Raw genomic sequence first — 21969 nt, 5'->3', positions numbered from 1 at the left:
AGCGGGGATGGTGGATCCGGCTCCGCCGGTCCACTCATCCCGCCCCCCCTTGGGGGGGCCGCAGCTGCGCTGCGGTAGGGGGGGTTACTTCTTTTCCGGCACGTTCTTCTTGCCCTTGTTCTCGGCAATGAAGTCGCTCCACGGATCGGCCTGGACCGGGCCCTTGGTCTTCCACACGACGTTGAACTGGCCGTCGGCCTTCACCTCGCCGATGAACACCGGCTTGTGCAGGTGGTGGTTTTCCTTGTCCATCGTCGAGACGAAGCCGCCCGGCGCCTGGAAGGTCTGGCCAGCCATCGCGGCGATGACCTTGTCGGTGTCGGTCGTCTTGGCCTTGGCGACGGCCTGGGCCCACATGTGCAGGCCGATGTAGGTGGCCTCCATCGGGTCATTGGTCAGCGGCTTGTCTTTGTGGCCGGCGATGCCCTTGGCCTTGGCGTACTCGCTCCACTTCTTGACGAACTCGGTGTTGGCCGGGCTCTTGACGCTCATGAAGTAGTTCCAGGCGGCCAGGTGGCCGACCAGCGGCTTGGTGTCGACGCCGCGCAGCTCTTCCTCACCCACCGAGAAGGCCACCACCGGCACGTCGGTCGCCTTCAGGCCCTGGTTGCCCAGTTCCTTGTAGAAGGGCACGTTCGAGTCGCCGTTGATGGTCGAGACGACGGCGGTCTTCTTGCCTTCGGAGGCGAACTTCTTGATCTTGGCGATGATCGACTGGTAGTCGGCATGGCCGAAGGGGGTGTACTCCTCGATGATGTCGGACTCGGGGATGCCCTTGGCCTTCAGGAAGGCGCGCAGGATCTTGTTGGTCGTGCGCGGGTAGACGTAGTCGGTGCCCAGCAGCACGAAGCGCTTGGCCGAACCGCCGTCCTTGCTCATCAGGTATTCGACCGCCGGAATGGCCTGCTGGTTGGGCGCGGCACCGGTGTAGAACACGTTCTTGGACAGCTCTTCACCTTCGTACTGGACGGGGTAGAACAGCAGCGAGTTCTTCTCTTCGAAGACCGGCAGCACCGACTTGCGCGACACCGAGGTCCAGCAGCCGAACACGGCGGCGACCTTGTCCTGGTCGATCAGCTGCTTGGCCTTCTCGGCGAACAGCGGCCAGTTCGAGGCCGGGTCGACGATGACGGGTTCGAGCTTCTTGCCGAGCACGCCACCCTTGGCGTTGATCTCGTCGATGGTCATCAGGGCGACGTCCTTGAGGACCGTCTCGGAAATGGCCATCGTGCCCGACAGCGAGTGCAGGATGCCGACCTTGATGGTGTCGGCGGCCTGCGCGAACAGCGGCAGGCTCAGGGCGGCGACGCCGAGCGACACAGCGCTGAGCGTCTTGGCGAACGTGCGACGGGTGGTTTGCATGGGAGTAGCTCCGGGTCGTTGAGGGCGTTGAGGGCTGGGGAAGGAATCCGTGCACCGAGGTCTTCGGCGACTGAGATGAAGTGTGCTCAGCGTCACGCTTGGCGCCCATACGCCGGATGGCGTAGGTGGGCGCATCCCGACACGCCGCCCGACACGCCGCCAAACACGCCGCACAGCCCGGCGCAAAGCCTCGCGGCGGGTGAGTGGGTGAGTGGGTGAGTGGGTGAGTGGGTGAGTGGGTGAGTGGGTGAGCGGGTGAGCGGGTGATCCGTCGCCATCGGGCGACGGCCGTTCACCGCCCCAGCTGCGGCACCTTGCCGATCGCCACCGCCGCTGCGGCGTTGCGGGTCTCCACGCCCAGCTTCTCGTAGACGTGTTCCAGGTGCTTCTTCACCGTCGCCGCGCTGGCGCCGAGGATCTCGCCGATGTCGCGGTTGGTCTTGCCCCGGCAGAGCCACAGCAGCACCTCGGCCTCGCGCCGGGTGACGCGAAAGGCCAGCACCAGCGCCTCCAGCGCGGCGGCGTCGTCGGACTCGCGCAGCACCACCAGCCACTCGCCGTCGCCGGTGGCCTCCTGCAGGCTGCAGCGCAGCCGTCGGGCACCGAGTTCAAGATCCAGCGGGAGGGCCTGCGGGACGTTGCCGGCCGCATCGGTCTGGCTCACCCGATGAGCCTCGCGCTGCAGCCAGGCCAGCAGGTCGACGGGTGCACGGCGCGCCTCGCCGCTGGCGGGATCGGCCACATCGGCCGCATCGGCCAGCATCTGCCGCGCCAGCGCGGTCTGCCAGAGGATGCGGCCGTCGACCAGGCGCACCACCAGGCTGGCATGACCGAAGGCATCGAGCGCATTGCGCGCCAGCCGCTGTTCGCGCGCAGTGTGCAGGTGGGCGGCGATGCGGGCCAGCACCTCGCGGGCTCGAATCGGCTTGGTGACGTAGTCGCAGCCACCGGCCGCAAACGCGGCCACCACATGTTCGGTCTCGGTCAGACCGGTCATGAAGACGATGGGGATGTGGGCGGTCGCCGCATCGGCCTTGAGGCGGCGGGCGACCTCGAAGCCGTCCATGCCAGGCATGACCGCATCGAGCAGCACGACATGCGGACGCGCCTGCACGGCGCGCGCGATGGCGTCCGCGCCATTGGTCGCCACCAGCACGGTGTAGCCGGACTCGTCAAGCGCATCGTGCAGCACGGCGAGGTTGTCGGGCACGTCGTCGACGATCAGCACGATGTCGCTGGCGTTGCGGTCAAGCACGGCGGGCGTCTTCCAGGTTGGGGGTGGTGGACGACACCTCTCGCACCAGCGTGTCGAGCTGGAAGCTGCGGGTCAGGCTGCGCCAGCGCTCGATCAGCGGCGCGGCCTGCGGCTGGGCCTGCTGCAGGGCATCGAGCGCGCGCAGCACGCCACGCTGGTAGCCCAGCGTCAAGGCTTCACGCAAGGTGCTCAGGTCGGCGTCGGGCGCCAAGGCCGGCGCAGCGGCAGCGGGCTCTGTCGATGAGCCAGCCAAGACCGGTGTGCCGGTCGGCTTGGGTGCGTCGACCCAGTCGATCGCCAGCTGGCGACCCAGCCAGTCGAGCAGCTCGTGCAGGCGCACCGGCTTGACGAAGAAGTCGGCCGGCGTGATGCCCACGTCGTTGTCCAGCGCCTGGTCAAAGGCATTGGCCGAGACGATGGCGCGAGCCGGCAGCGGCGTGCCCACCGGCCAGTCGCGCTGCAGCCGGCGCAGCGTCTCCCAGCCGTCGATGCCAGGCATGGCGAGGTCCATGAAAACGGCCTCGGGCCGCTCATGCGGCGCCAGCGTGGCCAGCAGCGCCAGCGCGTCCTCGCCACTGGCGGCCTGGCGCAGATCGAAGCCCAGCGGCGCCAGCATCGACAGCAGCAGGCCGCGGTCGGCCTCCTCGTTGTCGACCACCAGGATGCGGCGCGGCCGGCCGCGCTGGCCGATGCGCTGTGGCACCTGCTCGCGCGGCAGCGCGGCATCGTCGGCCAGCGCCGGCAGGAACAGGGTCAGCCGGAAGGTGGTGCCCACGCCGGGTGTGCTCTGCACCGTCATCTCGCCGCCCATCAAGGCGGTCAGCATGCGGCTGATGGTCAGGCCCAGGCCGGTGCCACTGCCCGAGGTGGCACCCGCCGCCGAGCCACGCTCGAAGGGCTCGAAGACCCGCTCCAGCTCGGCCGCGTCCATGCCGGGGCCGGAGTCGATGATCTCGAAGCGGGCGATCTCGCGGGCATGCTGGACCCGCAGCACGACCTGGCCGCGGCTCGTGAACTTGACGGCATTGCCGACCAGGTTGATGAGGATCTGGCGCAGCCGTCGCTCGTCGGCCCGCACGACGGCCGGCAGGTGGGCGTCGAACTCGCTGCGGAAGGCGATGCCCTTGGAGGCGGCCTGCAGCTCGAACAGCCGGGCGATCTCGCCCAGCGTGTCGGCAAAGCGCATCGGCCGGGACTGCAGCGCGAGCTTGCCGCCTTCGATGCGGGCGAGGTCCAGCGTGCCCTCGATCAGCGACAGCAGATGGTCGCCACCACGCCGGATCACGCCCACCGCCTGACGCCGGTGCGCCGGCATGGCCTCGTCCTCTTCGAGCAACTGGGCATAGCCGAGGATGGAGTTCAGCGGCGTGCGCAGCTCATGGCTGATGGCGGTGATGTAGCGGGTCTTGGCACCGTTGGCGGCCTCGGCCTGGGCGCGCGCCGCATCGGCCACGGCCTTGGCGTCCTGCAAGGCCAGATCGGTCTGGCGGTGCGAGGCGATCTCGCGCTGCAGCGCCACGGTCTGCTGGTGCAGGGCCTCGGTCTGGCGGTTCGATTCTTCCTGCGCCACCACGCGGCTCTGGTGCGCCAGCACCAGCCACCAGGCCACCACGCCAGCGGCCAGCAGCAGGGCGGCATAGGCCTTGACGTAGCCGGCCCGCAGACCGTCGCGCAGACCCGTCCAGAGGTCGGTCGACAGGCTCAGGCCCTGAGCCTCCAGCGAGCGCAGCTCCTGGTGGTACAGCACGCCGAACATCAGCCCGAGCAGCGGCACGACGACCACCATCAGCAGCACGAAATGGCCCAGGCCTTTGTCCAGATAGGGCCAGATGCTGCGCGGCAGCAGGCGCCGCAGGGCCGCGCTCCATTGCACCGACAGGCGGGCGTGGGGCTTGCACAGGTCGTTGCAGCGCGCGTCCAGCGTGCAGCACAGCGAGCAGATCGGCCCGCCATAGGCCGGGCAGGCGGCCATGTCGTCGCCCTCGTATTCACGCTCGCAAATGCTGCAGCGGGCGATGCTGGCGAGTCGCTGGTAAGACCCGGCCGGACAGGCCTCGCCGCCGCAGGCCCCGGCACACGAGGCGGGCTGCGGCCGGGCGATGTAATAACGACCGCCGGTCGCCCAGGCGATCAGCGGTGAGGCGAGGCAGGCGGTCACCAGCGCGATCGCCGCCGACCAGGCCTGCGCCCAGGGCCCGAAAAGACCCAGGTAGGCCGCCACCGACAGCAGCGAGGCCAGCACCATCGCACCGACGCCCACCGGGTTGATGTCGTAGAGGTAGGCCCGCCGGAACTCGATGCCGCGCGGCGACAGGCCCAGCGGCTTGTTGATGACGAGGTCGGCGACCACCGCCATCAGCCAGCTGATGGCGAGGTTGCTGTAGAGCCCCAGCACGCCGCCGAGCGCCTGGAAGACGTCCAGCTCCATCAGCACCAGCGCGATCAGGATGTTGAACAGCATCCAGACCACCCGCCCCGGGTGGCTGTGCGCCACGCGCGAGAAGAAGTTGCTCCAGGCCAGCGAGCCGGCATAGGCGTTGGTGACGTTGATCTTGAGCTGCGACACCACCACGAACAGCGCCGTGGCGGCCACCGCCCAGGCGTAGTTCGGGAAGACGTATTCATAGGCCGCCAGGTACATCTGGTTGGGGTCGACCGCCCGTTCGGTCGGCACCGAATGGCCGATCGCCAGGCTGGCCAGCAGCGCACCGCCCAGCATCTTGAGCACGCCCGGCACGATCCAGCCGATGCCGCCGACCAGCGTGCCGGCCCACCAGCGGACGCGGTTCTCGCGCGTGCGCTCGGGCATGAAGCGCAGGTAGTCGGCCTGCTCGCCCATCTGCGTGATCAGCGCGATGCCCACCGTCATGGCCGAGCCGAAGGCCAGGCCGTCGAAGTGGGTCAGGCCGCGCTCTCCGCCGTAGGCGCGCAGCTCGTCAAGCAGGCCGGGGTTGCGCGCGAACACGTAGGCATAGGGCAGCAGCAGCATCAGCAACCAGATCGGCTGGCTCCAGACCTGCAGCCGGCTGATCAGCGTGACGCCGTGCGTGACCAGCGGGATCACCACCAGCGCGCAGATCAGGTAGCCCCAGGCCGGCGGGATGTCGAAGGCCAGTTCGAGCGCATAGGCCATGACGGCCGCTTCGAGCGCAAAGAAGATGAAGGTGAAGCTCGCATAGATCAACGAGGTCAACGTCGAGCCGATGTAGCCAAAGCCCGCGCCGCGGGTCAGCAGGTCCATGTCCAGGCCGTGGCGGGCGGCGTAGACGCTGATGGGGATGCCGGCCAGCGCGATCACCAGCGCGGTCGCCAGGATGGCCAGCGCCGCGTTGACGAAGCCGTGCTGCACCAGCAGGGTCGCGCCGACCGCCTCCAGCACCAGAAAGGATGACGCGCCCCCGAAGGCGGTGTTGGCGACCCGGCCGATGCCCCAGCGCCGGGCGCTGCGCGGCGTGAAGCGCAGCGCGTAGTCCTCCAGCGTCTCGCTGGCGACCCAGCTGTTGTAGTCGCGCCGGACCTTGATGACGCGCTGCGGCGGGGCGGCGGCGTCATCCAGGTCGGCAAGGGGCGGTGCGGACATCGGCGGCGGCAGGGCTGGCGGGCGGGCGGGATCGGATCGACGGGGCGGATCGATGACCTTTGCAATTTCCGCACCAGCAGCGGGCATTCAGGTCCGACAAATCTGCTTGCACATCGCCCGAGCAAGGCCGGAATTGCGCCCTTCCTTCACACGACAGCCTCGGCCCGGCTTCGTAGAGTGCCGGCCATCCCCCCCGAACCTGGAGCTTCCTGCATGACCCGTCCCCAACTGCGCCCGCTGGCCCTGTCACTCCTGCTCGCCTTCGGGCTCGCCGCCTGTGGCGGCGGTGGTGGCATCGGCACCGGCGGGACCGGCGCGTCCGCCCAGGGTGTGCTGATCGACGACCTGGTGATCGGCGCCACGGTGTTCTGCGACCTCGACGGCGACAGCCAGCTCGACAGCGGCGAGGCCAGCGCGACGACCGACGACAACGGCCGCTACGACATCGCCGGCTGCAGCAGCGGCACGCTGACCTCGGTGGCCGGCACCGGCTACGACCGCACCACGCTGCGCGCGCCCAAGGGCTCGTTCAAGGCCCGCCGCGGCGGCTCGGTGGTCTCGCCCTTCACGACCCTGCAACTCGCCAGCGGCCTGGACGACACCGCCTTCCCCGCCGTGCTGGCCAAGCTCGGCCTGTCCGGCGTGGACGCCCACAGCTTCGAGCCCACCGACAACACACGCGGCCCCAAGGCCGCCGCCATCGCCAAGATCCTCAACGAGATCGCCGATGCGGTGGAGTCGCTGGGCGGTGACCCCGCCACGGCCTTCAGTGCCGCTGTGAGTGCCCTGGTCGCGAATGTGCAGGACACGCCGGCCGGCACGGACCTCGCCACTGACGCGGTGGCCCGCAACGCCGCCATCCGCGCGGCCGCCGTCGCCGCGCTGGACACGCTGCCCGTCGGCACGCTGACCGGCACCGCGAAGACACGCGCGGCCGACCTGCTGGCCGAAGGCCTGCAGCGCATCACCGCGCGCATCGCCGCCAAGACCCGCTACGACGACATCCGCGACGACTTCAACAACGGCGTCGTGACGTCCATCGTCAGCGGCACCGACCTGGACGACGACGCCGCCTACGACGGCGCCCGCAACGAGTGCCGCGACGACGACGGCATGGGCCGGGCCCGCCACATCGCCGCACGGGACGACACCTTCGAGCTGGTCGGCCCGACGCTCGAAGGCGGCTCGCGCAGCATCACGCTGAGCCAGTTCGCCAGCGGCGTCGACCTGCGCGGCCTGCGCCTTGCAGACCTGACCGCCCTGCGCCTGCCGCTGACGGCCGACGTGCGCGCCCTGCCCGGCAATGGCCGCAAGGTCGCGGTCGGCCTGTCGGTGCGCGACGTCGCGGCACCCAATGGCCGCACGCTGCAGTTCCTGCTGGACGACCTGCGCCTGAGCCGCGACGCCGGCACCGGCCAGGTCCGCCTGACGCTGTCGCGCAACTCCGAGCTGTACTTCTACGCCCGCTCGTCCAGCGGGGTCGAATTTGGCACCGGCCGCAACGGTTTCGAGGACATGGACACCAGCCTGCTGAGCAACCCCGAGGGCGGCGCCTCGCTGGACCTGAGCCGGCTGGCCGCCGGCATGAAGGGCAAGTTCCCGGCCAACACCGCCCTGATCGACCAGATGCTCTCGGGCACCGGCACCTTCGAGGTCACGCTGGTGGTCAGCGAGGTCGACCTGCGCCTGGCCGATGGCACGCCCTTCCCGCGCGGCAATGTCGCCGTGTCCATCCCGGGCGCCAGCGGCATCGCCGAGCGTGTGCGCGGCACGGCGGTCACCGGCCGCCTGACGTTCTGAACGCCCGCCTGCGCACGGTCGGCGCGGTCCTGGCGGCTGTCTCGACCTGTGTGACCTGTGCGACCTGTGCGACCTTGGCGTCGTTCGCGCTCAGCGGCGCGGCCCAAGCCGCACCGCTGGACGCGCTCGTCAGCGCCGACAACGGCCCGGCGGGCCTGCGCGCCGCCGGATCGACCGGCCTGACCTTCACGCTGGCCCGCGACGCGGCCAACGGCGGCCTGGACGTGCTGGGCTGGCGTCAGCAGGCCGGCAAGGCTGGCACGAGCGTGGGCAACTACGGCGGCTGGCAGGCCGGCGCCTTGTGGCAGGCCGGCCGCCTCAAGCTCGACGGCAGCGCCTGGCAACGCCACATCGACGACGGCGCGCTGACCCAGTCGCTGCGCAGCTGGAAGCTGGGTGGCCAGTGGCGGCTGAACGGGCCCGACCGTCTGGACGCCGGCCTGACCCGGCCCGCCACGCTGTGGGCCTTGCGCGCCTCGGCCTGGGGCAGCGATGCCCGCCGGCTGACGCGCCAGACCCGCGCCGCGCTGGTCGCCGGCACGCTCGATTCCCGCCTGAGCACGCTCAGCCTCGAACGCCCGCGTGACCGACAAACCCAGTTCGACCTGCTGATGAGTCGCGCGCTGACGCCGGCCTGGTCGCTGCATGCCGCCCTCGGCGCTGGCCGCAGCCGCGTGGGCAACCAAGCTGTCCAAGGCACGGCCGACGTCGCCGGCTGCCCCTACACGCTGGACTTCGGCGCCGAACGTCTGGTCGCCACACCGGCCGACAGCTGCGGCAACGCGCTGATCGTCGCCGTGCCCAACACCCTGCTGCCCTCGGCCGCCCAGCCCGAGACCAACTACCGCGCCCGCCTGGGCCATCTCGCGCTGGCCCTGCGCCTGGACCAGCCCGGCTGGTCGGCCACGATGGGCTACGAGCGCACGGCTTGGCGGCGCGAACGCATCGACGCGCTGATCGACGCGCGTGGCGGCACCGCGCTGCGCGCCAGCCAGTCGCTGATCGCCGAGCTGCAGCTCGACCTCGCGCCGGGCCTGGCCGCCCTGCTGCGCGCGCAGGCCATGGACCATGCCTTCCTGGCCGAGCTGCCGCTGGCCTACAACACCCAGACGACGGGCCAGTTCTCGCACCGCTACGGCCTGGTCAGCGCCGGGCTGGTGGCCCGCTTCTGAGGCGCGTGTTCGGGTGATTCCCGGGTGGCACGCGCCTTGCGCGGCTGCGACCCTGGCCGACCTCCCCGGCCCACCTGACCCGAGCACGACATGGAACTGACCCCGCGCGAGAAGGACAAGCTCCTGATCTTCACCGCCGCCCTGCTGGCCGAACGCCGCAAGGCGCGTGGCCTCAAGCTCAACTACCCCGAGTCTGTCGCGCTGATCTGCGCGGCCATCATGGAAGGGGCGCGCGACGGCAAGACGGTTGCCGAGCTGATGAGCGACGGCAAGCTGGTGCTGTCGCGCCAGGACGTCATGGACGGCGTCGCCGAAATGATCCCGGAGATCCAGGTCGAGGCCACCTTTCCGGACGGCACCAAGTTGGTGACGGTGCACCAGCCCATTGCATGACCCGCCACACGCGACCCGCCTTGGTGCACCACGCACCGGCCGGCGCGGCACGACCCCGTCCTTCTCCTCTTGAACTTCCCCTCTTCACCTTCCCAGGAGCCGCGCATGAAGCCGCTGATCCCCGCCCTGATTGCCCTGACCGCCCTGAGCGCCGTCAACGCCCAGGCCCACGACGGCCACGGCATGCCCGGCCTGAGCCATTGGCATGCCGGCGACACGACGCTCTGGCTGGTCGGCGCAGCCATCGCCGTCGGCCTGTGGCTGGCCCGTCGCGGCCGTTGAACGCAGCGCACAAGGCAAACCGATGATCCCCGGCGAACTCTTCACCGACGGTCCCGACCACCCGATCAACACCGGCCGCCGCACGATCACGCTGGTGGTCGAGAACGCGAGCGACCGGCCGATCCAGGTCGGCTCGCACTACCACTTCGCGGAGACGAACGCTGGCCTGAGCTTCGACCGCGCCGCCGCACACGGCATGCGCCTGAACATCGCCAGCGGCACCGCCGTGCGCTTTGAGCCCGGCCAGCAGCGCACGGTCGAGCTGGTCGACTACGCCGGCGACCGGCAGGTCTGGGGCTTCAGGGGGCTCGTGCAAGGAGCCCTGACTTGAGACCCCCACGTTCACTTCGTTCACTGCCCCCCGAGGGGGCGCAGGAGTCCTGATGGCAACCGTCCCGAGAAGAGCCTATGCCGAGATGTTCGGCCCCACCGTCGGCGACCGGCTGCGGTTGGCCGACACCGACCTGATCCTGGAGGTCGAGCACGACCTGACGCTGCGCGCCGGCCACTACGGCGAGGAAGTGAAGTTCGGCGGCGGCAAGACCATCCGCGACGGCATGGGCCAGAGCCAGCGGCCGAACGGCCCGGGGCCCGGTGACGCGGTCGACTGCGTCATCACCAACGCGGTCATCCTGGACCACTGGGGCATCGTCAAGGCCGACATCGGCCTGAAGGGCAACCGCATCGCCGCCATCGGCAAGGCCGGCAACCCGGACGTGCAACCGGGCGTGGACATCGTCATCGGCCCGGGCACCGAGGTGATCGCGGCCGAAGGGCTGATCGTCACCGCCGGCGCGATCGACACCCACATCCACTGGATCTGCCCGCAGCAGATCGACGAGGCGCTGGCCTCGGGCGTCACCACCATGATCGGCGGCGGTACAGGCCCGGCCACCGGCACCTTTGCCACCACCTGCACGCCGGGGCCGGAGAACATCGCCCGCATGCTGCAGGCGGCCGATGCCTTCCCGATGAACCTCGGCTTCCTGGGCAAGGGCAACGCCAGCCGTCCCGAGGCGCTGCGCCAGCAGGTCGAGGCCGGCGCGATCGGCCTGAAGCTGCACGAGGACTGGGGCACGACGCCAGCGGCCATCGACAACTGCCTGAACGTGGCCGAGGAAAGCGACATCCAGGTCGCCATCCACACCGACACGCTCAACGAGTCCGGCTTCGTGGAAGACACGGTGGCCGCCTTCAAGGGCCGCACCATCCACAGCTTCCACACCGAAGGCGCGGGTGGCGGCCATGCGCCCGACATCATGAAGGTGGTCGGCGAGGCCAATGTGCTGCCAAGTTCGACCAACCCGACGCGGCCCTACACGGTCAACACGCTCGACGAACACCTGGACATGCTGATGGTCTGCCATCACCTGGACGCGGGCATCGCCGAGGACCTGGCCTTCGCCGAGAGCCGCATCCGGCGCGAGACCATCGCCGCCGAGGACATCCTGCACGACCTCGGCGCGATCAGCATGTTCTCGTCGGACTCGCAGGCCATGGGTCGGGTCGGCGAGGTGGTGATCCGCTGCTGGCAGACGGCCCACAAGATGAAGGTCCAGCGCGGCAAGTTGCCGAGCGACAGCGACCGCCACGACAACGAACGCATCAAGCGCTACCTCGCCAAGCTGACCATCAACCCGGCGCTGGCTCACGGCGTGAGCCACGAGGTCGGCTCGGTCGAGGTCGGCAAGTGGGCCGATCTGGTGTTCTGGAAGCCGGCCTTCTTCGGCGTCAAGCCCAGCCTGGTCCTCAAGGGCGGCTTCATCGCCCTGGCCGCGATGGGCGACCCCAACGCCAGCATCCCGACGCCGCAGCCGGTCCACTACCGACCGATGTTCGGAAGCTTCGGCGGCGCCATTGCCAAGACCTCGCTGACCTTCCTGTCCCAATCGGCCCTGGCCGACAACGTGGCCACCCGCTACGGCCTGCACAAGCACCTGTCGGCGGTGCGCGGCTGCCGCAGCATCAAGAAGGCCGGCATGGTCCACAACAGCTACACGCCGGTGATGGAGATCGACGCCCAGACCTACACCGTCCGCGCCGACGGCCAGCTGCTGACCTGCGAACCGGCCAAGGTGCTGCCGATGGCGCAGAGGTATTTCCTGTTCTGACCGGTTGATGGAAAGCTCATCACGGATGGCTCATCACATGAGCCATCCGTGATGTCATCGATCAACACGCGTTAAACGCCCACACCCCTTGTGGGAGACCGTGGCTTGATGGGTTCCGTTCCAGCGCACAGAACCCGCATCAGGACACTGCCGATGTCGGTCTTGAACGTGCCCCCGGGCGCATCCAACACGGTCAAGGTATGGCGGCCCATCGGCACCAGCCCGTCGGACACGGGGTGTCCGACCTACCGGTTGGCCAAGGCCTTCGTGTTTTCACACACCGCCCACGACGGCGCGCGCCGATCCAAAACCGTGTTGGACGCACCCGGCGCCTGCCCACGGTCGTCTCCGGCGCCTCAGCCACCGATCGAGTCCGCCCCCCGGTAGGTCGGACACCCCGTGTCCGACGGGCTGATGCCGATGCGCGCCGATCCAAAACCGCGTTGGACGCTCCAATCGCTTGCCCACCGTCGTCTCCGGCGCCTCAGCCACCGATCGGGTCCGCCCCCCGGTAGGTCGGACACCCCGTGTCCGACGGGCTGATGCCGACGCGCGCCGATCCAAAACCGCGTTGGACGCTCCAATCGCTTGCCCACCGTCGTCTCCGGCGCCTCTGCCACCGATTCGGTCCGGAGGCCCATCGGCACCAGCCCGTCGGACACGGGGTGTCCCACCTACCGGTTGGCCAAGGCCTTCGTGTATTCACACACCCCCCACGCCGGCGCGCGCCGATCCAAAACCATGCTGGACGCGCCCGGCGCTTCGCCACGGTCGTCTCCGCCGCCTTGGTCACCAATCCGGTCAGGCCCCCCGGTCGGGCGGAGAAGTGCCGGGCTGATCGCTAGCCTGGGCGGCGACGGCGTCGCGGCTGACAAGGCTGCTTTCCGTGCCAAGGCCAGACAACGACGCAGGCCATGAGCACGCGCCGCCCTGCAACACTGGTGTGATCGTCGGCCTGTTGGAACGCCAGGATCCGCGGCAGCACGGGTACAACGCCAGCAGCCCGCCGATCTTCTGACGTGAAAGATGCGGACTGACTCCGGCTTGACCGCCCAGCCGCCAAGCGCCACAACACCGTGGTACACCTCGCGCGTTCCACCTGAAACGCCCTGACCCGAGAGGAAACCGCCGATGCTGCGCCGACTGCTTGCCGCCCTGACCGCCACCCTGGCCCTGCTGGGCTTGACCGGTTGTGGCTACAACGAGTTCCAGCGCCTGGACGAGCAGGTCAAGGCCGGCTGGGCCGAGGTGCTGAGCCAGTACCAGCGGCGTGCCGATCTGATCCCGAACATCGTCAACACCGTCAAAGGCGAGGCCAACTTCGAGCAGGAGACGCTGACGAAGGTGATCGAGGCGCGCTCGCGGGCCACGGCCATCCAGGTCACGCCCGAGCTGCTCAACAACCCCGAGGCGCTGCAGAAGTTCCAGGCCGCGCAAGGTGAGTTGTCCGGCGCCTTGAGCCGGCTGCTGGTGGTGACCGAGAACTACCCCAACCTGAAGGCCAATCAGGGCTTCCAGGACCTGCGCGTGCAGCTTGAAGGCACCGAGAACCGGATCACGGTGGCGCGCAATCGCTACATCAAGGCGGTGACCGACTACAACGTGCTGGCGCGCAGCTTCCCGAGCAACCTCACCGCGATGGTGATGGGCTATGCCGTCAAGCCGAGCTTCACGGTCGCCAACGAGGCCGCGATCTCGACCGCGCCGGTGGTGGACTTCGGCGGCACGGCCGCGTCGAAATGAGCATCGCCCGGCTAGGTCACGGGCTGCGCGTCGCGCTGTTGGCGATGCTGATGCCGATGCTGGCGCTGTGCGCGGTCGGCCCGGCACAGGCCCAGCAGGACGTGCCGGCCTTGAGCGACCGGGTGATCGACGCGGCCGGCTGGCTGCCGGCCGATCAGCACGATGCGCTGGTGACACAACTGGCCGGGCTGGAGCAGCGGCTGGGCACACAGATGGTCATCCTGATCGTGCCGACGACGGCGCCCGAGGACATCGCCGCCTATGCGCAGCGGGTCGGCGAGCGCTGGAAGATCGGCCGGCGCGAGGTCGGTGACGGCCTGCTGCTGGTGGTCGCGACGCAAGACCGCAAGCTGCGCATCGAGGTGGCCAAGGCGCTCGAAGGGGCCATCCCTGACCTGGCCGCCAAACGCATCATCGACCAGGCGATCACGCCGGCCTTCCGGCGCGGTGAACCGGCGGCAGGACTGGCCGATGCGATCACGCGGGTCGAGGCGCTGGTCAAGGGCGAAGGCCTGCCGACGCCTGATGAAGGCGCCACCGGCCATGCGAACGGCGACACCGACTGGACCGGCCTGGGCATGATCGCGCTGGTCGGTGTGCCCCTGATCGCCCGCGTGCTGACGCAGGTCGCCGGGCGCGGCTTCGGTGCGCTGGCGACGGCGGCAGCGGCCGGCTGGATCGTCTGGGACTTCAGCGCCAGCCTGGCCTTCGCTGGCATCGCCGCCGGGCTGGGTCTGGTGGTCGCGCTGGTGATCGGCGCGATGGGTGCGCTGGGCCTGTTGCGCGACGCCGTCTCGTCGGGCCGTGGCCGTGGCCGTGGCCATCACGGTGGCTGGGGCGGCGGGGGTGGTGGCGGGGGTGGCGGCGGGGGTGGCTTCAGCGCCGGTGGCGGCGGCGATTTCGGCGGCGGTGGCGCCTCGGGGAACTGGTGATGTCGACGACGCTGTTGCAGCGCACCTGGCGGGTCCTGCGCCACCTGCTGGCCGATCCGCGCCAAGTCCCGCGCACCTTGGGCGACGGGGCGCTCGAACGCCTGACCGCGCGTGTGCAGGCCAGCGAGGCCCGCCATGCCGGCGAGCTGCGCCTGTGCATCGAGGCTGGCCTGCCGCTGTCCTACCTGCGGCGCGGCGCACCGGCCCGCGAACGCGCGGTGATGATGTTCGGCAAGCTGCGCGTCTGGGACACCGAGGCCAACAGCGGCGTGCTGGTCTACCTGCTGCTGGCCGACCACGCGATCGAGATCGTGGCCGACCGCGGCCTGAACCCGCACGTCAGCCCGGCGCAGTGGCAGGCCATCGTCGACGCGATGGGACCGGCCTTGGCGGCCGGGCGCTTTGAGGAAGGCCTGGCCATCGCCATCGACCGGGTCGGCGACCTGCTGCAGGCGCACTGCCCGCGCATCGCCGGACAGGCCGATCGCAACGAGCTGGGCGACGCACCGGCGCTGCACTGAGACCGCCGGCACGGGCATGCGTCCTGCGGGAGAATTCCGCCTTTCCCGAACCTGCGGCGACCTGCCCCGCCGCCTGCCGTCATGCTCACCGTCAACAAGCTGATCCCCCAGGGCCGCGGCCTTGCCAACGTGCTGCTCAAGCGTGCCGCCAGCGTCGAGCTGGACTGGGACACCCGCCAGAAAAGCCGCTTCGATGCCCATGACAGCGCGGGTCGCCACATCGGCGTCTTCCTCGCGCGTGGTCAGGTGGTGCGCGGCGGCGACGTGCTGGTGGTCGAGGACGGCAGCCTGGTGCGCGTCATCGCCGCGCCGCAGGACGTGCTGGTGGTGCGCGCCTGCGCCGAACACGGCAGCCCCTTTGACCTGCTGCGTGCGGCCTACCACCTGGGCAACCGCCATGTGCAGTTGGAGCTGCAAGCCGATCACCTCAAGCTCGAACCCGACCACGTGCTGGCGGACATGCTGCGGCAGATGCACCTGATCGTCAGCAGCGAGGCCAGCGCCTTCGAGCCCGAAGGCGGCGCGTATGCGGCGGGAGGGCATGGCCATGCGCATGGCCCTGCACACGACCATTCACACGACCATGCGAACGGCCACGCGCACGACCACCCGCATGACCACGGCCACGCTCACGCCCACACGCCCGCAGCCGCGCCGTCGCGCGGCAAGCCACTGGGCATCGCCGTGCAGGCGGCGGCCGTGCCGCATGTGCACGGCCCGGGTTGCGGGCACGATCATGGGCCGGCACATGGCCATGATCACGGGCACGACCATGGGCATGACCACGACCACGGGCACGATCATGGGCACGGTCACGGCCACAAGCACACATGACCGCATCTCCTGCGTCTCCCGCGCCACTCGATGCCACGGCGCTGCTCAAGCTGATCTGGCTTGCCTCGCCGGTGCTGCCCGTCGGTGGCTTCAGCTACTCCGAAGGGCTGGAGGCGGCCGTCGACGCGGGCCTGGTGCGTGACGAAGCAGCGGCCCGGCGCTGGCTGGTCGACCAGTTGCGGCTCGGGCTGGCCCGATCAGACCTGCCGGTGGTGGCCGACGCGATCCGCGCCTGGCGTGGCGGCAACGACAACCGGGAGTCGCCGCAAGACGGCCATGCCGACCTGACCCGCATCGAAGCCCTCAACACCTGGGTGCGGACGACCCGCGAGACCCAGGAGCTGCGCCAGCAGACCGAGCAGATGGGCCGCTCGCTGCATGAATGGCTGCGCATCCAGCAGGCCGGGGCGCCCGGGATGGCCGATGAACACGATCATCCCGCCGACCCCCGCATCGCCCAGCTCGGTGCCCTCAAGCCTGCGCCGACCTGGCCCGTCGCCCACGCACTGGCGCTGGCCCGCAGCGGCGCGCCGCTGCAGCAGGCCTTGCTGGCGCACGGCTTTGGCTGGGCCGAGAACATGGTCCAGGCCGCGCTGAAGGCCGTGCCACTGGGCCAGAGCGCCGGCCAGCGCATCCTGGCCGCGCTGGTGGACGCCCTGCCCGCCGCCATCGACCACGCGATGACGCTGGACGACCAGACCCGGCAGGCTCACACACCGATGCTGGCCATCCTGTCGGCCCGCCACGAAGCGCAGTACTCGCGCTTGTTCAGGTCGTGAGCGACGCGGCGCCGGGCGGCCTCGCCGGCCTCTGGGCCATCCGCGCCTACCGCCGTTTCTGGCTCACCCGCGTCACCACCCAGACCGCCAGCCAGATGATGATGGTGGCGCTGGGCTGGCAGATGTACGAGCTGACCAACAGCGCCTGGGACCTCGGCCTGGTCGGTCTGGCGCAGTTCGCGCCGGCGCTGGTCTTCACCTTGCCGGCCGGTGCCATGGCCGATCGGCACCGGCGCTCGCGCATCCTGCAGGCGACCACGGTGATGCAGACCTTGATCGCGCTGGCGCTGGTGTTGGGCAGCCTGGCCGGCGGTCAGCTCGGCGGGTTCGGTGGCTGGCTGGACCGCGACGCGGTGCTGGCGTTGTCGGTGCTGCTGGGCGTCGCGCGCGCCTTCCAGACCCCGGCCACGCAGGCCCTGCCGGCCCTGCTGGTGCCCGCCGACATGCTGGCTCGCGCGGTGGCGCTGAGTTCCAGCGGCATGCAGATCGCGGTGATCGGCGGGCCGGCGCTCGGCGGTCTGCTCTATGCGTTCGGCCCGGCCGTCGTGCACGGTGTCTGCACCGGCCTGCTGGTGATCGCCTTCGGCTGCGCCCTGGGTGTCGTGCATGCCCGGCCGCAGCCCGATCCGGACAACAAGGGCTGGTCAGCAGTCTGGGCCGGCGTGCACTTCCTGCGCGGCCAGCCGGTGCTGCTGGGCGCCATCTCGCTGGACCTGTTCGCGGTGCTGCTGGGCGGCGCCACGGCGCTGCTGCCGATCTTCGCCAAGGACATCCTGCACGTCGGCCCCTGGGGCCTGGGCCTGCTGCGGGCCGCACCGGCCGTCGGCGCGCTGGCCATGTCGATCTGGCTGGCCCGCCGCCCCAGCCTGCAGCACGCCGGCCCGGTGCTGTTCGGCGCGGTCGCCTTCTACGGCCTGTGCATGGTCGGCTTCGCGCTGTCGACCTGGCTGTGGCTGTCGATGCTGGTGCTGGCCCTGTCCGGCGCCGCCGACATGATCAGCGTGGTGGTGCGCCAGACGCTGGTGCAACTCGAAACCCCGGACGCCATGCGCGGCCGCGTCAGCGCGGTCAACTCGGTCTTCATCGGCGCGAGCAACCAGCTCGGCGAGTTCGAATCCGGCGCCACCGCCGCCGCCCTCGGCCCGGTCGGCTCGGTGCTGCTGGGCGGCGTCGGCGTGCTGGCGGTGGCGGGGCTGTGGACCCGGCTGTTTCCGGCGCTGTGGCGGCGGGGGGCGCTGGAGCGGCGGGCTGCATAGGCCGCTCGGCGACCTCCCCTTCCCTCCCGCCGGCTCACCTTCACGCTGAACGCGCAGCGCTGGCGCGGCTGGCCCTTGCCGCGCTCGGCCGGCACTCACCCTCGCCCGCTCTGGCCCACATCCACGAGCGTCTCCAGCAGCCTCTGCCCGCGCCGTGTCCACTGCAGCTGGATGAGCCGGCTGCCGACCCGGAAGCGGCAGGTGCCGCGTTCGATGCCGCCGCGCACGTCGTCGACGTAGCGGTCGAAGTCGGCGAGTGTGTCGGGTTGGACCCGCGTTCGCAGGTCCCGCCAGTCCGGTGTCGCCTGGTCGGTGCCCAGGCCGAACAGGGACAGGGCGTTGGCGTCGCCCAGGCCGGTGCCGGTGATGGCGTCGCGTTCGACGAAGCCGATCTGGCCGAGTGAACGGACGTCCTGCAAACGCTGGCGCAGATCGCTCAGTTCGCGCTGTTGGCGACGCAGTTCGCTGACCTCGGTCTGCACGCTCACGAACTGCACGATGCGGCCGTCGGCATCGCGCACCGGCTCGATGTCGATCAGCGTGTCGAAGGCCGTGCCGTCCTTGCGGTAGTTGACGATCTCGACGCCGATGCAGCCCGCGCCCGTGCGCAGCGCGTCGCGCAGTCGGCGCACGGACGCCGTGTCCGCATCGGCACGCTGCAGCACCGATCCCGGCGTGCGTCCGAGCATCTCGCTCAGCGTGTAGCCGGTGTTGATGCTGAAAGCGGTGTTGACGTGCACCGTCAGCCCCTGCGGGTCGGTCACGACGACCTGGAAGCCGCGGTGGGCAACCACCGGAACGTCCTGGTCCGAGGACGGCGGATTGAGCACCCGCAGCCCCGCCGCGCTCAGCAGCGCGGGGACGGCGTCGGCTTCAAGCGCCCGGGCGTAGAGCCAGCCCTGCGCGCGCGGGCAACCCAGCTCGGCCAGCATGCGGGCCTGGCCCAGGGTTTCGACGCCTTCGGCGACCACGTCCAGGCTCAGTGAATGAGCCACCTTGACGACCGCCTGCACCAGCGCGCGGTGGTAGGCGCTGTGTTCGATGTCGCTGACGAAGGCCCGGTCGATCTTGACCTGCTGCACCGGCAGTTGCTGCAGCGACGCCAGCGAGGAATGGCCGGTCCCGAAGTCGTCCAGCGCCAGCCGGATGCCCTGCGCGCGCAGCATCGCCAGCGAGCGCTCGACGGTCGGGCCGCTGGTCGCCAGGCTCTCGGTGATCTCCAGCTGCAGGGCGCTGCCCGGCAGCTCGATGTCCTCGAGCATCTGCCGGATGCGCTCGGGCAGGCCAAGGTCGGCCAGCTGTGCGCTGCTCAGGTTGACCGACAGGCGAGGCGGCACGGCCAAGCCGTGGCGTTGCCAGTCGGCAAACTGCTGGCAGGCGGTGACGAGGATGAACTCGCCCAGCTCAGCGATCAGCCCGGTCGACTCGGCCACCGGGATGAAGGTGGCGGGCGAGATCTCGCCCTTGAGCGGATGGCGCCAGCGCGCCAGGGCCTCCATGCCCACCACGCGGCCGGTCGCGATCTCGACGATCGGCTGGTAGGCCACCCGCAGCTGGCGCGTGCGCAGGGCGGTGCGCAGATCGCTTTCCAGCGCCAGTGCCGCAACCGCGCGGGCATGCATGGCGGGCTCGAACATCACCCAATGCCCGCGCGCACGTCCCTTGGCCTCGTACATCGCCGTGTCGGCATTGCGCAGCAGGTCTTCGGCCGTGTTGCCGGGCTGAGCCAGCACGACGCCCACGCTGACGGTGGCGACCAGCTCCATCTCGCGCAGCTTGTACGGCTTGGCCATCAGCTGCACCAGCCGGTCGGCCAGCGCCGCCACGGCCTGGGTGCTGGCGATGCCGTCGGCCAGCACCACGAACTCGTCGCCGCCCAGGCGCGCGGCGACGGCGCCCGGCGGGTTGGCGACGGGGCCGGCTTCCGAGCCGGAGGTGCCTGCGGCAACGGCCGGGTTGGCCAGCTTGGCCAGGTCGTCGATCGGTCGCAGGCCTTGCCGCAGCCGCCGCGCCATCTGGCGCAGCAGGTCGTCACCGGCGTCGTGGCCGAGGCTGTCGTTGACCTGCTTGAAGCGGTCGCAGTCCATGAACAGCACCGCGAAGGGCTGACCGGCTTGCAGCCGGCTGCGCATCAGGGCCATCAGCGCGGGCCGGTTCGCCAGCCGGGTCAGCGGATCGGTCTCGGCCTGCTCGCGCAGTTCGGTCTGCAGCTGCTCGCGCTCGCTCACGTCGGTGACCAGGCCATGCCAGACCAGGTCGGCGGGTGAACGACGTGCGACCAGTTCGAGCCGCCGCCGAGGCTGGCGCTGCAGCGTCAGGATCACCTTCCAGGTCGACGCGCCGGCCGTGGTCGCTTCCAGCAGCGCCTCGACCAGCCGGCCTTGGCTGTCGGGCGTGAAGACCTTGAACATCAGCTGCGAGTTCGACGCCACCTGCGTCGGCGTGACGCCGAACAGTTCGAGCAGGGTGCTGCTGGCATAGGGAAACCTCAGCGAGCGGTCGGGCTGCAGCTCGATCTGCAGCAGCGCCCCGGGAATGGCATCCAGGCTGCTGCGCGCACGCTTGAGGTCGGCCATCAGGCGCTGGCGCTCGTGGCCGGGCGTCAACAGGCCGATGAAGGACGGCGGCGTGCGTCCCGGCTCGACGCACCAGGTCGAGGTCACCGGCCACGGCGATCGGTCCGGTCCGGCACCGGCCAGCTCCAGCAGGGTTTCCTGCAGGACGCCCTGGCGCTTCAGGGTCGGCCATTGCTGGACGGCCCAGATCAGTTGCGAGGCCGGTACCAGGGCTGCCGCGAAGGGCTGGCCGATCACCGGCGCCACGCTGGCCGCGTCGGCAGCCAGCGCCGGCGACAGCGCCAGGACATGGCCGTTGGCATCGAGCCTCAACCAATGCCGCGCCAGCGGGGCCAGATCGGGCGCGTCGACGGTCGCGATGCGACCGGTGTCAGCCACGCCAGCCCATCCAGTGGCTCAACACGTGCGCGACCTCGGCCGGTGCGCTGACATGCGGGCAATGGCCGGTGGCCTGCAGGCTGACCTGCCGGCTCACCGGCAGGTGGGCGGCCAACCAGTCCCCGACCGCCATCGGTGCCAGCGCGTCGGACTGGCACTGCAGCACCAAGCAAGGCACGTTCACGCGCGGCACGAGGGCGCGGATGTCGGTCAGGAAGGTGGCCCGGGCCCAGCGCAGGGCGATCGCCGGGTCCATCGCACAGAAGCTGTCGGCCAGCTGGTCCGACAGCTCTGGGCGGTCCGGGTTGCCCATCACGACCGGCGCCACGGCGCGCGACCAGGCGGCCTGACCGTCGGCCAGCGCGTCGATCAGCGCTTCCAGCTGCGGGCGGTCGAAACCGCCTTCGTAGCCGGGCGGATCGTTGATGAAACACGGCGACGGCGCCACCATCACCAGTTGCCCGAAGCGCCCCGGCTCACGCGCCGCTGCGATCGCCGCGATGGTCCCGGCCACCGAATGGCCCACCACGACGGCATCGTGCAGGTCCAGCGCCGCCATCAGCGCCAGCAGGTCGTCGGCATAGCCGTCCAGGCTGGCATGACGGCCGGCGTCGTAGGCATCCGGATCGGACCCGCCAGCGCCCGGCCAGTCAAACAGCACCCGGCGCGCCTGCGGCAAGGCCTGCGCGACCTCACGCCACAGCGACTGGTCGCAGCCATAGCCATGCGCCAACAACACGGTCTGCGCCGGCCCGGAGCCCTCGGCGGGCAGGATGTGGACATTCAGTTCTCGCAGCATCGTCGGCCTGTTCCACATCGGGGCAGAAGTGCAGAGCGTAGTCCAGGCCCGCGCGGCGGCGCCGTGCAATTTCCACGCGCAGAGGATTGCCATTCGCTGGCATCGCCGCGTTGCCGCGTCGCCGCAGGGCGACTGCGGCCGGTGCAGTCGACAAAGAATCGACAACGCGATGCATCGCTCGGGTCGATGGGCGGGT

17 protein-coding genes are annotated in these 21969 nt (G+C 70.3%); 12 read left to right on the top strand and 5 right to left on the bottom strand.

Annotated elements, in window-relative coordinates; all coding sequences use genetic code 11:
- Positions 1-84: 84 nt before the first annotated feature.
- The 3 genes from urtA to EV685_RS16270 all read right to left on the bottom strand — a co-directional run bounded on the left by urtA (position 85) and on the right by EV685_RS16270 (position 6197).
- Complete coding sequence (urtA, locus tag EV685_RS16280; RefSeq protein WP_242615628.1) at positions 85-1362, bottom strand: urea ABC transporter substrate-binding protein; 1278 nt, start codon at positions 1360-1362, stop codon at positions 85-87.
- Between the two features lie 292 nt (positions 1363-1654).
- Entirely contained in the window at positions 1655-2617 is a 963-nt protein-coding gene (locus EV685_RS16275; protein WP_130483099.1) for a response regulator transcription factor, read from the bottom strand.
- The gene (locus EV685_RS16270) at positions 2610-6197 is read right to left on the bottom strand and encodes a hybrid sensor histidine kinase/response regulator (RefSeq protein WP_130483098.1); all 3588 of its coding nucleotides are present in this window, start codon (positions 6195-6197) and stop codon (positions 2610-2612) included. The genes EV685_RS16275 and EV685_RS16270 overlap by 8 nt, the downstream gene beginning before the upstream one ends.
- Positions 6198-6410: 213 nt before the next feature.
- Here EV685_RS16270 and EV685_RS16265 point away from each other — a divergent pair, with 213 nt between their 5' ends.
- The 12 genes from EV685_RS16265 to EV685_RS16215 all read left to right on the top strand — a co-directional run bounded on the left by EV685_RS16265 (position 6411) and on the right by EV685_RS16215 (position 18020).
- Positions 6411-7997: a hypothetical protein gene (locus EV685_RS16265; protein WP_130483097.1), complete on the top strand. Its 1587-nt coding sequence runs from the start codon at positions 6411-6413 to the stop codon at positions 7995-7997.
- Positions 7998-8071: 74 nt separating this feature from the next.
- Positions 8072-9169, top strand: a complete 1098-nt coding sequence (locus EV685_RS16260) for a hypothetical protein (protein WP_130483096.1) — start codon at positions 8072-8074, stop codon at positions 9167-9169.
- Positions 9170-9259: 90 nt separating this feature from the next.
- Positions 9260-9562, top strand: coding sequence for an urease subunit gamma (gene ureA / locus EV685_RS16255; protein WP_130483095.1), 303 nt, complete (start codon positions 9260-9262; stop codon positions 9560-9562).
- 105 nt (positions 9563-9667) lie between these two features.
- On the top strand, positions 9668-9844 hold the full coding sequence (locus tag EV685_RS20660; protein WP_165396828.1) for a hypothetical protein: 177 nt from the start codon (positions 9668-9670) through the stop codon (positions 9842-9844).
- A 22-nt stretch (positions 9845-9866) separates the two neighbouring features.
- Positions 9867-10175 (top strand): urease subunit beta, encoded by a 309-nt coding sequence (locus EV685_RS16250; protein WP_130483094.1) that lies wholly within the window; start codon positions 9867-9869, stop codon positions 10173-10175.
- Between the two features lie 52 nt (positions 10176-10227).
- On the top strand, positions 10228-11955 hold the full coding sequence (gene ureC, locus EV685_RS16245) for an urease subunit alpha (RefSeq protein ID WP_130483093.1): 1728 nt from the start codon (positions 10228-10230) through the stop codon (positions 11953-11955).
- A 1131-nt stretch (positions 11956-13086) separates the two neighbouring features.
- Positions 13087-13698, top strand: a complete 612-nt coding sequence (locus EV685_RS16240; protein WP_130483092.1) for a LemA family protein — start codon at positions 13087-13089, stop codon at positions 13696-13698.
- Entirely contained in the window at positions 13695-14630 is a 936-nt protein-coding gene (locus EV685_RS16235) for a TPM domain-containing protein (protein ID WP_242615627.1), read from the top strand. The genes EV685_RS16240 and EV685_RS16235 overlap by 4 nt, the downstream gene beginning before the upstream one ends.
- On the top strand, positions 14630-15151 hold the full coding sequence (locus EV685_RS16230) for a TPM domain-containing protein (protein WP_130483091.1): 522 nt from the start codon (positions 14630-14632) through the stop codon (positions 15149-15151). The genes EV685_RS16235 and EV685_RS16230 overlap by 1 nt, the downstream gene beginning before the upstream one ends.
- Positions 15152-15232: 81 nt before the next feature.
- Positions 15233-15985 carry an urease accessory protein UreE gene (gene ureE, locus EV685_RS16225; protein WP_130483090.1) on the top strand — a complete coding sequence of 251 codons (753 nt, stop codon included), beginning with the start codon at positions 15233-15235 and terminating at the stop codon, positions 15983-15985.
- Positions 15982-16764, top strand: coding sequence for an urease accessory protein UreF (locus EV685_RS16220; RefSeq protein WP_130483089.1), 783 nt, complete (start codon positions 15982-15984; stop codon positions 16762-16764). Before ureE ends, EV685_RS16220 begins: the two co-directional genes overlap by 4 nt.
- Entirely contained in the window at positions 16761-18020 is a 1260-nt protein-coding gene (locus EV685_RS16215) for an MFS transporter (RefSeq protein ID WP_130483088.1), read from the top strand. Before EV685_RS16220 ends, EV685_RS16215 begins: the two co-directional genes overlap by 4 nt.
- Positions 18021-18115: 95 nt before the next feature.
- Here the strand turns inward: EV685_RS16215 and EV685_RS16210 are convergent, their stop codons facing one another.
- On the bottom strand, positions 18116-20974 hold the full coding sequence (locus EV685_RS16210; protein WP_130483087.1) for an EAL domain-containing protein: 2859 nt from the start codon (positions 20972-20974) through the stop codon (positions 18116-18118).
- Positions 20967-21773, bottom strand: coding sequence for an alpha/beta fold hydrolase (locus EV685_RS16205; protein WP_130483086.1), 807 nt, complete (start codon positions 21771-21773; stop codon positions 20967-20969). Before EV685_RS16205 ends, EV685_RS16210 begins: the two co-directional genes overlap by 8 nt.
- Positions 21774-21969: the final 196 nt, after the last annotated feature.

The sequence above is a fragment of the Sphaerotilus mobilis genome (assembly GCF_004216565.1).
GTDB lineage: Bacteria > Pseudomonadota > Gammaproteobacteria > Burkholderiales > Burkholderiaceae_C > Sphaerotilus > Sphaerotilus mobilis.
Note: the sequence above shows the minus strand (reverse complement) of the source record. Positions and strands in the feature narration are given on the sequence as shown.